This is a genomic window from Micromonospora sp. WMMD729, from assembly GCF_049315225.1.
In the GTDB taxonomy this organism is placed as follows: domain Bacteria; phylum Actinomycetota; class Actinomycetes; order Mycobacteriales; family Micromonosporaceae; genus Micromonospora.
In genome coordinates, this window is the sequence record NZ_CP186059.1 from 5,975,822 (window position 1) to 5,987,771 (window position 11,950).

General features: G+C 70.4%; 12 protein-coding genes. 7 read left to right on the forward strand and 5 right to left on the reverse strand.

Annotation, left to right across the window (positions count from 1 at the left end):
* The first annotated feature begins 39 nt into the window (after nucleotides 1-39).
* The 6 genes from pstC (at nucleotide 40) to ACN263_RS27520 (ending at nucleotide 6,499) form a co-directional block, all read left to right on the forward strand.
* Complete coding sequence (pstC, locus tag ACN263_RS27495) at nucleotides 40-1,131, forward strand: phosphate ABC transporter permease subunit PstC (RefSeq protein WP_422737139.1); 1,092 nt, start codon at nucleotides 40-42, stop codon at nucleotides 1,129-1,131.
* Complete coding sequence (pstA, locus tag ACN263_RS27500) at nucleotides 1,128-2,216, forward strand: phosphate ABC transporter permease PstA (RefSeq protein WP_422737140.1); 1,089 nt, start codon at nucleotides 1,128-1,130, stop codon at nucleotides 2,214-2,216. The genes pstC and pstA overlap by 4 nt, the downstream gene beginning before the upstream one ends.
* A gap of 17 nt (nucleotides 2,217-2,233) precedes the next feature.
* Nucleotides 2,234-3,010 carry a phosphate ABC transporter ATP-binding protein PstB gene (gene pstB, locus ACN263_RS27505; protein WP_151488544.1) on the forward strand — a complete coding sequence of 259 codons (777 nt, stop codon included), beginning with the start codon at nucleotides 2,234-2,236 and terminating at the stop codon, nucleotides 3,008-3,010.
* Between the two features lie 104 nt (nucleotides 3,011-3,114).
* Nucleotides 3,115-4,218 (forward strand): sensor histidine kinase, encoded by a 1,104-nt coding sequence (locus tag ACN263_RS27510; RefSeq protein ID WP_422737141.1) that lies wholly within the window; start codon nucleotides 3,115-3,117, stop codon nucleotides 4,216-4,218.
* Nucleotides 4,215-4,895 (forward strand): response regulator, encoded by a 681-nt coding sequence (locus ACN263_RS27515; protein ID WP_422737142.1) that lies wholly within the window; start codon nucleotides 4,215-4,217, stop codon nucleotides 4,893-4,895. Before ACN263_RS27510 ends, ACN263_RS27515 begins: the two co-directional genes overlap by 4 nt.
* A gap of 74 nt (nucleotides 4,896-4,969) precedes the next feature.
* Entirely contained in the window at nucleotides 4,970-6,499 is a 1,530-nt protein-coding gene (locus ACN263_RS27520) for a tannase/feruloyl esterase family alpha/beta hydrolase (RefSeq protein ID WP_422737143.1), read from the forward strand.
* Between the two features lie 30 nt (nucleotides 6,500-6,529).
* On the opposite strand, the gene ACN263_RS27525 is transcribed toward ACN263_RS27520, so the two are convergent.
* Complete coding sequence (locus tag ACN263_RS27525) at nucleotides 6,530-7,363, reverse strand: NUDIX hydrolase (RefSeq protein ID WP_422737144.1); 834 nt, start codon at nucleotides 7,361-7,363, stop codon at nucleotides 6,530-6,532.
* 233 nt (nucleotides 7,364-7,596) lie between these two features.
* Here ACN263_RS27525 and ACN263_RS27530 point away from each other — a divergent pair, with 233 nt between their 5' ends.
* Nucleotides 7,597-8,565, forward strand: coding sequence for a Gfo/Idh/MocA family protein (locus ACN263_RS27530; protein ID WP_422737145.1), 969 nt, complete (start codon nucleotides 7,597-7,599; stop codon nucleotides 8,563-8,565).
* A 52-nt stretch (nucleotides 8,566-8,617) separates the two neighbouring features.
* Here ACN263_RS27530 and ACN263_RS27535 read toward each other — a convergent pair whose 3' ends face one another.
* The 4 genes from ACN263_RS27535 to ACN263_RS27550 form a co-directional block, all read right to left on the reverse strand.
* Nucleotides 8,618-9,625 (reverse strand): inorganic phosphate transporter, encoded by a 1,008-nt coding sequence (locus ACN263_RS27535; RefSeq protein WP_421473415.1) that lies wholly within the window; start codon nucleotides 9,623-9,625, stop codon nucleotides 8,618-8,620.
* A 4-nt stretch (nucleotides 9,626-9,629) separates the two neighbouring features.
* Nucleotides 9,630-10,256, reverse strand: coding sequence for a DUF47 domain-containing protein (locus ACN263_RS27540; protein WP_355050883.1), 627 nt, complete (start codon nucleotides 10,254-10,256; stop codon nucleotides 9,630-9,632).
* Nucleotides 10,257-10,383: 127 nt separating this feature from the next.
* Nucleotides 10,384-11,337 carry a PPK2 family polyphosphate kinase gene (locus ACN263_RS27545; protein WP_422737146.1) on the reverse strand — a complete coding sequence of 318 codons (954 nt, stop codon included), beginning with the start codon at nucleotides 11,335-11,337 and terminating at the stop codon, nucleotides 10,384-10,386.
* 58 nt (nucleotides 11,338-11,395) lie between these two features.
* A complete protein-coding gene (locus tag ACN263_RS27550) occupies nucleotides 11,396-11,902 on the reverse strand; it encodes a DUF402 domain-containing protein (protein WP_355050885.1) in 507 nt (168 codons plus the stop codon).
* Nucleotides 11,903-11,950: the final 48 nt, after the last annotated feature.

Here is an 11,950-nt window from a genome sequence, read left to right on the forward strand (position 1 = left end):
TCCGACCCCCACACCTCCGCAACCGAATCGAGCGAGCAGATGGGTGAAACCCCTCACCGCTCGGCCGACGCCGGCACCGGCGGGACGCGCGTGACCGAGAGTCACGAGTGGCCCGCCGGTGCCTCGGCGCGTGTGGCCGAGGCACCAGTCAGCACCCGTTCCCCGGGCGGCACCGGGCTGGGCGGCGGCGGCGCGCTGCCCCGAAACCGGAAGTTCGGGGCCGAGCGGGCCTTCCGTGGCCTCACCCTGGCTGCCGGAACGACAGTGTTGGTCATAATCGTGGCCATCGCGGTCTTCCTGATCGCGAAGGCGATCCCGGCCCTACGCGCCAACTCCGCGAACTTCTGGACCTTCGAAGGCTGGTTCCCGAACGACAACCCGCCCACGTTCGGCATCGGCGCACTCGCCTTCGGAACCGTGCTCACCGCCGCCCTGGCACTGCTCATGGCTGTGCCGGTGGCCATGGGCATCGCGCTCTACCTCTCCCACTACGCTCCGCGCAGGATCGGCAACAGCCTCGGCTTCCTGATCGACCTGCTCGCGGCCGTACCCAGCGTGGTTTTCGGCCTCTGGGGTCGCGACTACCTCATCGGCCCGGTGTCGGACCTCTCCGTCTGGCTCAACAAGTACTTCGGCTGGATCCCGATCTTCGGTGGCGACGGCCCCTACGGCAACTCGATCCTGCTCGGTTCCCTGGTCCTGGCCATCATGATCCTGCCGATCGTCACCTCGCTCACCCGCGAGGTGTTCCTCCAGACGCCGAAGGCCAACGAGGAAGCCGCCATCGCCCTGGGCGCCACCCGTTGGGAGATGCTCCGCACCGCGGTACTCCCCTACGGTCGCCCCGGCATCATCGCCGCGGTCATGCTCGGTCTCGGCCGCGCGCTGGGCGAGACCATCGCGCTGGCGCTGACCCTCGGCTCCACGTACGCCATCTCGTTCAACCTGCTCGAGTCCGGTGGTAACACCATCGCGGCCAACATCGCCAACCGGTTCGCCGAGGCGAACGAGACCGGTCGGGGCGCGCTGATCGCTTCCGGCCTCGTGTTGTTCGCGATCACCTTGATCGTCAACATCATCGCGCGGGCGATCATCTACCGCCGCCGGGAGTTCACGGAGTCCGCCGCATGACCACAACCGTCACCTCCCACCGAACCCGGCCGCCGGCCCAGCCCGCCTCGCTGCGGGCCAGGCGGCTGCCCTGGTACGCCGCACCGGTCATCGCCGTTGCGGCGCTCGCGCTCTCCGCCGTGATCGTCTACGGCGCCGGCATCGGCGGCCCGGTCCTGGTGGTCGTCCTCGGCGCGCTCCTCTACCTGGTCGGGCTCTTCGCCGCGGCCAACGCGGTCGAGGGACGGCGCTCCGCCCGCAACCGCACCTGGAGCGCACTGATCCACTCCGCGTTCGTGCTGGCGGTGGTGCCGCTCGTTTCGGTCGTCTGGACGCTCGTCAGCAAGGGCACCGAGCGGCTGGACGGCGACTTCTTCAACAGCTCGATGAACAACATCGGTGCCCGGGACGCCAACGGCGGCGCGTACCACGCGATCGTCGGCACGCTGGAGCAGGTCGGCATCGCCACTTTGATCACCGTACCGCTCGGCATCCTCTGCGCCATCTACATCGTCGAGTACGGGCGGGGCCGTTTCGCCTTCGCGATCCGGTTCTTCGTCGACGTGATGACGGGCATCCCGTCGATCGTCACCGGCCTCTTCGTGCTGGCGTTCTGGGTGCTGATCGTGTCGCCGTGGTTCAACGACGGCCGGCCGAGCTTCTCCGGCTTCGCCGCCGCGCTGGCCCTCGCCGTACTGATGCTGCCCACCATCGTCCGGTCCACCGAGGAGATGCTCCGCCTCGTGCCGGCCCCGCTACGCGAGGGCGCGTACGCGCTCGGCGTACCCAAGTGGAAGACCATCCTGCGGGTGGTCCTGCCGACGGCGTTGCCCGGCATCGTCACCGGCGTCATGCTCGCGATCGCCCGCGCGGCCGGCGAGACCGCGCCGGTGCTGCTGGTCGCCGGCGGTGGCGCCGCGATCAACTTCAACCCCTTCGAGAACAACCAGTCGTCGCTGGCCCTCTTCGTCTACCAGCAGGCCGGCGAGGCGTCGAAGTATTCGCCGGCACGGGCGTGGACCGCGGCACTCACCCTGGTCGCCCTCGTACTCATCCTGACGATCGCGGCGAAGTTGCTGGCCCGTCGCAACAGGCTCAGCCGATGAACCCCGGAGGTACCACCATGGCCAAGCGCGTCGAAGCCTCGAACGTCACCGCCTACTACGGCGGGTTCAAGGCGATCGAGAACATCAACCTGACCGTCGAGCCGAAGACTGTCACCGCTCTGATCGGGCCGTCCGGCTGCGGCAAGTCGACGTTCCTGCGGTCGATCAACCGGATGCACGAGGTGCTGCCGGGTGCCCGCGTCGAGGGCAGCCTGACCATCGACGACCAGGACATCTACGACCGGGACGTGGACGTCACCGCGGTCCGGCGCATGATCGGCATGGTCTTCCAGCGGCCGAACCCGTTCCCCACCATGAGCATCTTCGAGAACGTGGTGGCCGGGCTGAAGCTCAACGGCGTCCGCAAGAAGTCGATCCTGGACGAGGCCGCCGAGAAGGCGCTGCGCTCGGCGAACCTGTGGGACGAGGTCAAGGACCGCCTCGGCAAGCCCGGAGCGGGCCTCTCCGGCGGTCAGCAGCAGCGGCTCTGCATCGCCCGGACCATCGCGGTCGAGCCGCAGGTCGTCCTGATGGACGAGCCGTGCTCGGCCCTGGACCCGATCTCCACGCTGGCCATCGAGGACCTGATGTTCCAGCTCAAGGACAAGTTCACGATCATCATCGTGACGCACAACATGCAGCAGGCCGCCCGGGTGTCGGACCGGACCGCATTCTTCTCCATCGAGAAGACCGGCGACCCGGGCCGGCTCATCGAGTACGACAACACCCAGAAGATCTTCAGCAACCCGAGCGTGAAGAAGACCGAGGACTACATCACCGGCCGCTTCGGCTGAGCCTCCCTCTTCCCTCCCGACGCGGGCGGTCCGTCTTCGGACGGGCCGCTTCGTCGTTCCCGCGGCCGATGACCGTCGATCCGTGAGCTGCCTACCATCATCGGGTGCGTTCACCCGGCAGGCTCCTGCGCGGATGCCGGCCCGACGTGCGGGTCGCCGTCGGCCTGTTCGTCGTGCTCGCGGCGCTGATCCTGGTCACGCCGAACGGTCCGCGCCAGGTGCCCGGCTACGCTGCCGCCATCGCACTGGCGGCGGTGCAGGCCGGCACCATCGCGGTGCTGCGCCGCCACCCGGAGGGCGCGATGGCGGCGGCCGTCCTCGCCGGAATCGGCATCGAGGCGCTCACTCCGGCCATCGGTTGGCTCGGTCAGGTCGCCGCGGTGCTGGCCGGGTACGCGCGGCGGAGGCCGCCGTCGCGGTCGCTGTGGGTGCTCGGCCTGCTGCTGGCCGGCACGCCCTGGAAGCTGGCGTACGGCGACTGGCGCAACGTGCTGCTCGCGATCGCCGGCCCGGCGCTCGGCTGGACCCTCGGTGAGCTGGGACGAACCCGCGCGCTGCGCCGGCGGGACTCCGAGCGGCGCATCGTCTCCCAGGAACGGGAACGGATCGCCCGCGAACTGCACGACGTGCTGGTCCACACGGTTTCGGTGATCGTGGTGCAGGCCGGCGCCGCGCAGGACGTCTTCGACCGTCGACCCGATCTGGCCCGCGCGGCGCTCACCTCAATCGACCTGGCGGCCCGTTCCACCCTGTCCGAGCTGCGGGTGCTGTTGCAGACGATGAGCGCCGACACCGAGCCCGATCCGGCGACCCCACAGCCCGGTCTGGCGCAACTGGACACGCTTGCCGCGTCGTTGAGGGCCACCGGTCTCACCGTCGAGCTGGACCGGGAGCCGGCCAGGTCACCGTTGCCGGCGGCGGTGGACCTCTCGTCGTACCGGATCGTGCAGGAGTCGCTGACCAACACGCTACGGCACAGCCAGGCCACCCTGGCCCGGGTGACGGTGCGGTACTCGCCCCGGTCGGTGCGGCTGGAGATCTGCGACGACGGCCCGGCCCGGCCGAGCGGTCGGATCGACCGTTCCGCGCACCGGGGCATCGTGGGGATGCAGGAACGGGCCCGGCTGTTGGGCGGGACGCTGGACGCCGGGCCGGTGCCGGGGGGCGGCTTTCGGGTACGGGCGGACCTGCCGCTCACCTCGTCATGACGGCGGCACCCATCCGGGTGTTGATCGCCGACGATCAGGCCCTGGTGCGGGCCGGGTTCACGATGATCATCGGGAGCCGCGAGGATCTTGAGGTGGTCGGTGAGGCGGGCGACGGCGTGGAGGCCGTCGAGCTGGCCGGGCGGCTGCGACCGGACGTGATCCTGATGGACGTACGGATGCCCCGGCTGGACGGCATCGAGGCGACCCGCCGGCTGGTCGCCGCCGGCCAGCCGGCGAGAATCATCATGCTGACCACGTTCGACCTGGACGAGCCGGTGTTCTCGGCGCTGCGGGCCGGTGCCAGCGGCTTCCTGCTCAAGGACATCCGCCCCGACGAATTGGCCACCGCGGTACGGGTGGTGGCGCGCGGTGAGGCGCTGCTCGCCCCGACCGTCACCCGGCGGCTGCTCGACCGGTTCGCCAGCGAGCTGCCCGGCGGCACTCCCCCACCGGCGCTCGACGCGCTCAGCGCCCGTGAGATCGAGGTGCTCACACTGGTCGCGCGGGCGCTGTCCAACGACGAGATCGCGGAGCGCCTGGTCCTCAGCCGGGCTACCGTGAAGACCCACCTGTCGGCGATCCTGCTCAAGCTCGGTCTGCGCGACCGGGTGCAGGCGGCCGTGCTCGCCTACGAGTGCGGCCTGGTCCGGCCGGGTACCGCTCCGCCCCGGGGATGACCGCGAGTCCCGTCCCGGGACTGATCCGACAGGCCCGCCGACCTGCCTAATCTCCCTCCAAAGAGGAGGGAATCATGATCCGAACAGTTCTGGCACTGCTGACCGCCGTACCCCTGATCGTCACCCCGGCCTCCGCCGCCGACCCGCCGGCCGACCGGTGCGCGGGGTTGACCGGGACGCGGATCCCGCAGGTGTCGGTGACGTCGGCCAAGCGCGACACCAACGCCGAGGGCCAGGAATTCTGCCTGGTGCAGGGGGTGATCCGGCCGCAGACGCGGTTCACCGTCAAGCTTCCCTCCTCCGGATGGACGGGGCAGTACGTGCAGCAGGGCTGTAGCGGGCTGTGCGGCACGGTGCCCGACCTGACCATGCCGCTCTTCGGGTTCCAGTGCGCGGCGGCGCGAGACGGCAGGCTGGTGCTGGCCTCCGACGACACGGGGCACACCGGTGACCCGCAGACCAGCGAGCCGGCGACCTGGGGTGCCGACCCGCGGGCGCGACTGGAGTTCGGTCTGCTGTCCGAGCACCGGCTGCGTCGGGTGGCGGACGCGGTGATGGTCGCGTACTACGGGCACGGGCCGACGTACCGGTACTTCGACGGCTGCTCGACCGGCGGTCGGCAGGGGCTGATGCTGGCGCAGCGGTTCCCGTCCGACTTCGACGGCATCCTGGCCGGCGCACCGGTACACAACCTGGCGCCGCTGGCGCTGCTCAACGCCTGGGTGGTGCTGCGCAACACCGACGCGTCGGGCCGGCAGATCCTCGGCCCGGAGAAGATCCCCGCCCTGCACGAGGCGGTTGTTCGGCAGTGCGGCTCGGTCATCGAGGACCCCCGGCGGTGCGGGTTCCAGCCGTCGTCGCTGCGCTGCCCGCGCGGCACGGACCGGCCCGACTGCCTCACGCCCGCCCAGGTGTCGGCAGTTGTGGCGTTCTACCGGGGCCCGAACGGCCTCTACCCCGGCGGCATGCCGTACGGATCGGAGCTGGGCTGGATCGACGAGTTCGTGGTGCGCTCCGGCGCCCCGGTGGACGGCAACACCGCGAGGATCGCGCTCAACTACCTGAGGTACCTCGCGTACCCGCAGAACCCTCCGGCCAACTTCCAGTTGAACGACGTGCGATTCACCCGGGCCACGTTCGAGCGGCTGAACGTGCTGGGCGACACCATCTACAACGCCACTGACGCGGACCTGTCCGCGTTCCGCGACCAGGGCGGCAAGCTGATCCTCTACCACGGCTGGGCGGACCCGTCCGTCCCCCCGTTCTCGACTGTCGACTACTACGCGGCCGTGCAGCGTCACGGCGGCAGCGAGGCGTTCACACGGCTGTACATGGTGCCGGCGGGTTACCACTGCCTGTTCGGGCCGGAGCCGACCGAGCACCCGTCGGAGGTCGGCATCCCCGAGTTCCTCCAGCCGCTGATGGACTGGGTCGAGCGCGACGTCGCTCCGGGCGACATCGACGTCCTCACCTACGCGCCCGACGAGGAGCCGGACCAGCAGTTCGTCCGCTTCCTCACGGTGGCGCCGTTCGACGCGCTGGCACCGGCGCACGCCGCCCCGGGCAGTCTCAACGCCGGCTACCGGTACGTCGGCCACTACTGACGGTCCGCCGTACCCCAGGGGCGCTGCGAGTCAGCCGAGCACGAAGCGAGGCTCGCCGTCGGCCGGGAGGTCCAGCCGCGGGGTGATCGAGGTGGCGGCGTCCCGGCCGGCCGCCGCCCGCGCCACCGCAGCCAGGTCGCCGGCGGCCGCCACTTCGGCCAGCGTGACCAGAGTCGGTGGCAGCATGGTCAGCTCCCCCGCCTCGGCGCGGGCCAGCGCGTCCGCCGGTCGGATCCACAGGGTGTGGTCGGCCTCGCCGGAGACGTCGCGGGTCCGCTGCCCGGCCGGCAGCAGGGCGACGAAGAAGTACGTGTCGAAGCGGCGCGGCTCGAACTCCGGAGTGATCCACCGGCTCCACGGCAGCAGCAGATCCGATCGGAGGGTGAGTCGACGGTCGGCGAGCAGCGCGGCGAAGCCCAGCCGACGCCCTTCCAGGTCCTGCCGGGCCGCCTCCCAGTCGTCGCCGCTGACGTCGCCGACCACCGTCGCCGGGTCGGGTCCGGCGAGCAGCACGCCCGCCTCCTCGAAGACCTCCCGGGCGGCGGCGCAGACGATCGCCTGGGCGGCTTCCGCGTCCACTCCGAGCCGTCCCGCCCAATCGGTCGGGGTCGGGCCGGCCCAGTCCAGGTGCGCGTCGGAGTCGGAGCGGTCGACGCCGCCGCCGGGGAAGGCGTACATCCCGCCGAAGGTCATCGCCGCGACCCGACGGATGACGTACACCTCGAAGTCGGTGTCGGTCGGACGCAGCAGCAGCACGGTGGCCGCGACCCGCGGGGTCGCCGGGCGGCCGCCCTCGGCCTGGAACCGGCGGGCGTGCTCGACCAGGGCGGCCGGGGCGGGGAAGCCGTCGCTGTCGATCGTCATGCCGCGAGCCTAGTTCGCCACCCGTGCGCGGTGACCGTCCGCCGCGGGCCTCCCGCCCTACTCCCGCCCTACCGCCCTACCCGCTCGGCCCCTTTGCTCTGCTTACACGGAGGCGACGGAAAGGGCCCGTCAGTGTTGCGTGGGGTGAAGCAGAGCAAAGGGGGGAGACCGAGGGGTGGTCGGTCGGCGAGGGGCGACGTCCGGCCAGCTGCCACAGGGGTTAGCGTTCCGGCATGACTCGTTGGGGCATCCTGGCCACCGGCCACATCGCCAGCCGTTTCGCCGAAGACCTCCGGCTGGTGCCGGACGCCGAACTGGTCGCGGTCGGCTCCCGCTCGGTTGACAGCGCGCGGCGGTTCGCGGACACGTACGGGGCGCAGCGGGCGTACGGCTCCTGGGTGGAGCTGGCCGCCGATCCTGAGGTCGACGTGATCTACGTGGCCACTCCGCACGCCGCGCACCACGAGGCGGCGCTGACCTGCCTGACCGCCGGCCGCGCGGTGCTGCTGGAGAAGCCGTTCACCCTCGACCTGGCCACCAGCACCGAGCTGGTGGACACCGCCCGCGCCGCCGGGGTCTTCCTGATGGAGGCCATGTGGATGCGGACCAACCCGATCATCCAGCGAATGGTCCAGCTCGTCGCGGACGGCGCGATCGGCACGGTGCGCAACGTACGGGCCGACTTCGGGGTGGCCGGACCGTTCCCGCCGGAGCACCGGATGCGCAACCCGAAGCTCGGCGGGGGCGCACTGCTCGACCTGGGGATCTACCCGATCAGCCTGGCGCACCTGCTGCTCGGCGTGCCGCAGCACATCCGGTCCTGGGCGCACCTGGGCCCGGAGGGCACCGACGAGAACACCGGCATCCTCCTGGGGTACGACAGCGGGGCGGTGGCCACGCTGAGCTGCGGCATGGTCGGGGCGAGCACGTTGGCCGCCTCGATCACCGGCAGCACCGGCCGGATCGACCTGCCCGAGCCGTTCTTCCGGCCGGCCTCGCTGACCCTGTACCGGGACAGCGCCGAGCCGGAGACGATCGCCGCCGAGGAGGCCGGCAACGGCTACCAGTACGAGGCGATCGAGGTGCAGCGCTGCCTGGCCGCCGGGCTGACCGAGAGCCCGGTGGTGCCGCACACCACGACCCTCGAGGTGATGGCGCTGCTGGACACGGTCCGCGAGCAGATCGGCGTGCGCTACGAGTGAGGCGCAAAACGGCCCCCGGAGATCCGGGGGCCGTTCCGTGCGCCGGAACCGGTCAGCCGAACAGCGGCCGGACCAGCAGATAGGTGACGCAGGCGATCAGCGCGGCAGCCGGGAACGTGATGACCCAGGCGATCACGATGTTGCCGGCGACGTTCCAGCGGACCGCGGAGAGCCGCTTGGTCGCGCCCACACCCATGATCGCCGAGGTGATCGTGTGAGTGGTGGAGATCGGGGCCTTGAGCACCAGGGCGTTGAAGTAGAGCACCGCGCTGGCCACCGTCTCGGCGGCGAAGCCCTCCGGCGGCCCGAGGTCGATGATCTTGCGACCGAGGGTGCGGATGATCCGCCAACCACCGGCGTACGTGCCGAGGGCCAGCATGGTGGCCGAGGTCCAGAAGACCCAGCCGGGAATGTGCGTCTTGCTCTCCTGGAAACCGCCGGTGTAGAGCGCCAGCACCACGATGCCCATCGTCTTGGCGGCGTCCTGCATACCGTGACCGACGGACATCGCGGCGGCGGAGACGGTCTGCGCGTGGCGGAAACCCCGGTTGAGCTTGCCCGGCTGACCCTTGCGGAAGAGCCAGAGGATCGCCAGCATCAGCAGGTAACCGAGGGTGAGGCCGACGATCGGCGAGAGCACCATCGGCAGGATGATCTTCTCGCCGATGTTGCCCCACTGCACGATGCCGCCGGTGGACAGCAGGGTCGCGCCGACCAGGCCGCCGAAGAGCGCGTGCGAGGACGACGACGGCAGGCCGAAGTACCAGGTGATCAGGTTCCAGGCGATGGCGCCCAACACCCCGGCGAAGACCACGCCGAGGCTGCTCACGCCGGTGGGGAGGGTGACCAGCCCGTCGCCGACGGTCTTGGCGACCCCGGCGCCGAAGTGGGCGCCGATGAAGTTGCCGACCGCGGCGAGGCCGAGGGCGATCCGGGGTGTCAGCGCGCGGGTCGAGACGCTTGTCGCGATCGCGTTGGCGGCGTCGTGGAAGCCGTTGGTGTAGTCGAACGCCAGGGCCACCGCGATCACCGCCAGCACGGCGATGAGTTCGGGAGTCACCGGTTCAGGACTCCTTGACCGCGATGGTCTCGACGGTGTTGGCCACGTGCTCGAAGGCGTCGCAGGCGGCCTCCAGCTCGTCGGCGACCTCCTTCATCTTCAGCACGGTCAACGCGTCGTACTCGCCCGAGAAGAGCCGGACGAGGAGCTGCCGGTTGATCCGGTCACCCTCGTTCTCCAGCCGGTTGCACTCGATCCAGTAGTCCTCGAGGTCCTTCATCGACTGGAGCCGGGGCATCGCCTCGGCGGTCAGCTTGGCCTGCTGGTCGAGCACGTTGACCATCTCGTGCAGCTCCCGGGGCAGCGCCGGCAGCTCGGTCAGCCCGTACAGGTAGAGCAGGTCGCCGACCGCCTCCAGGTGGTCCATCACGTCGTCCAGCAGCGAGCCGAGCCGGTAGATGTCCTCCCGGTCGAACGGCGTGATGAAGGTCGAGTTGATCTTCTTGTAGAGATCGTGCGTGATCTGGTCGCTGTCGTGCTCGACCTCGGTCAGCCGCTCGCTGACCGACTGCACGTCGACACCGGGCAGAGCCAGTTCGTTCAGCAGCGTGGTGCCCCGGACCAGGTTCTGCGCGGCCCTGGTGAAGAGCTCGTAGAAGGCGCCCTCGGTGGGGCGGAAGGAAAACTTCACAGCACAGACCTCGTCGCGTCGGTGGAAGGGTGGCGGCGTCCGTGGGCGTCCGCTCGGTGAATGCTAGGAAACGCCGGAACCGCGAATTCGCCGGCCCACCCCTGGTCGGACCACATTCACCGCCCGTTCACCTAGTGTTCATCTCGGGCGTCCCACCCGTCCCCGCTCCCCCAGCGGCCAACCGCTCGCGCTCGTGCGCCACGTCGAAATCGGCAGCCGGATACCCCAGCGGGAGCGTGTCGAACGTCTCCCGCAGCAGGTGGGCCACCGCCCAGTCCCGGTACCACTTGCGGTCCGCCGGCACCACGAACCACGGCGCGGCGTCCATGCCGCACCGGCTCAGGGCCTCGGCGTACGCGGCCTGGTAGTCGTCCCAGTGCGACCGGGAGTCGACGTCCGACGGGTTGTACTTCCAGTGCTTACGCGGATCCGTGAGCCGTTCCAGCAGCCGCTCGCCCTGCTCGGCGTACGAGATGTGCAGCATCACCTTGACGACGGTCACGTTGTCCTCGGTCAGCTCCCGCTCGAACGAGTTGATCTCGTCGTAGCGGGCCCGCCAGACCGCCTCCGGCACCAACCCGCCGACCCGGGCGATCAGCACGTCCTCGTAGTGCGACCGGTTGAACATGCCGACGTACCCCGCAGGCGGCAACTCCCGGCGGATCCGCCAGAGGAAGTCGTGCTGCAACTCCTCCTCGGTCGGCGGCCCGAACGAGCGGATGTGCAGGCCCAGCGGGTTCATCGCGCCCGCCACCCGCTTGATCGTGCCGTCCTTGCCACCGCAGTCCATGGCCTGGAGCACCAGCAGCACCCGGCGCGCGGGCTGCGTCGTCGACCCGGCCTTGGCCATCGCGAACAGCATCTCCTGCTGCCGGCCCAACTCCTCGCCGATCAGCTCCACCTGGCCGCGGGCCCAGGTCTTGCGGCGCTCACCGAGCCTATCGGCGGCCGGCAGGCCGGGCGTGGACCGGGGATCGATCGCGGCGAGATCCACCGGCGCGGTGACCCGCAACAGGTCCCGCACCGAGCCACCGTCCGGCGGCACGATCTGCCCGCCCTGTCGTTGCCGCGGTTCGCTCATCTGAGGATCATCGCCCACCCGCGCACCATCCGCGCGTCGACGCCCGCCGCGCGCGGGCTCAGACCACCAGGGCCAACCACTTACGGTACGAGGTGGCGAACGGCTCGGTGCCGTCGCCGAGCGCGCCGTACAACCACCGGGCCGCCGCCTCGGCCTCGACCACCACGTCGTCCGGGTAGCCGAAACGGGCCCGGTGCTCGGCGAACTCGTCCTCGTCCAGCAACTCCACCACCCCGGTGGCCCGCCGCCGGACCACGTCCAGGTCGAGGTCGATCAGGTGGACCGTGTCGTCGGACTCCCAACGGGCCGGCGTGGCGATGTCGCAGTAGACCTCGCTGGTGCGCGGGGGCGGGTTGAACATGCACGTCCACCAGGCGTGGTGCGGGACCAGCAGGACGAAGGGGATCTTCTCCACCGACGGCCGGCCGTGGTAGACCGATTCGGTGCCGAACGGGACGCCGAGCCAGACGCCGAGGTCGTCCTCGGTGAGGCGGCGGGCCGGGTAGTCGCGGTGGGCGCTGCCGTCGTACTTGCGGTAGATCACTCGGACCACGTCGCTCGGCATGATTCGCACCCTAACCGATAGCGCCCACACGTCGTAGTGCAGCCGTAA

What these genes read in the sequence shown, in the direction of transcription:
- pstC (WP_422737139.1), top strand. Translation starts at nt 40, where the DNA reads ATGGGTGAAACCCCTCACCGCTCGGCCGACGCCGGCACCGGCGGGACG.
- pstA (WP_422737140.1), top strand. Translation starts at nt 1,128, where the DNA reads ATGACCACAACCGTCACCTCCCACCGAACCCGGCCGCCGGCCCAGCCC.
- pstB (WP_151488544.1), top strand. Translation starts at nt 2,234, where the DNA reads ATGGCCAAGCGCGTCGAAGCCTCGAACGTCACCGCCTACTACGGCGGG.
- ACN263_RS27515 (WP_422737142.1), top strand. Translation starts at nt 4,215, where the DNA reads ATGACGGCGGCACCCATCCGGGTGTTGATCGCCGACGATCAGGCCCTG.
- ACN263_RS27520 (WP_422737143.1), top strand. Translation starts at nt 4,970, where the DNA reads ATGATCCGAACAGTTCTGGCACTGCTGACCGCCGTACCCCTGATCGTC.
- ACN263_RS27525 (WP_422737144.1), bottom strand. Translation starts at nt 7,363, where the DNA reads ATGACGATCGACAGCGACGGCTTCCCCGCCCCGGCCGCCCTGGTCGAG.
- ACN263_RS27530 (WP_422737145.1), top strand. Translation starts at nt 7,597, where the DNA reads ATGACTCGTTGGGGCATCCTGGCCACCGGCCACATCGCCAGCCGTTTC.
- ACN263_RS27545 (WP_422737146.1), bottom strand. Translation starts at nt 11,337, where the DNA reads ATGAGCGAACCGCGGCAACGACAGGGCGGGCAGATCGTGCCGCCGGAC.
- ACN263_RS27550 (WP_355050885.1), bottom strand. Translation starts at nt 11,902, where the DNA reads ATGCCGAGCGACGTGGTCCGAGTGATCTACCGCAAGTACGACGGCAGC.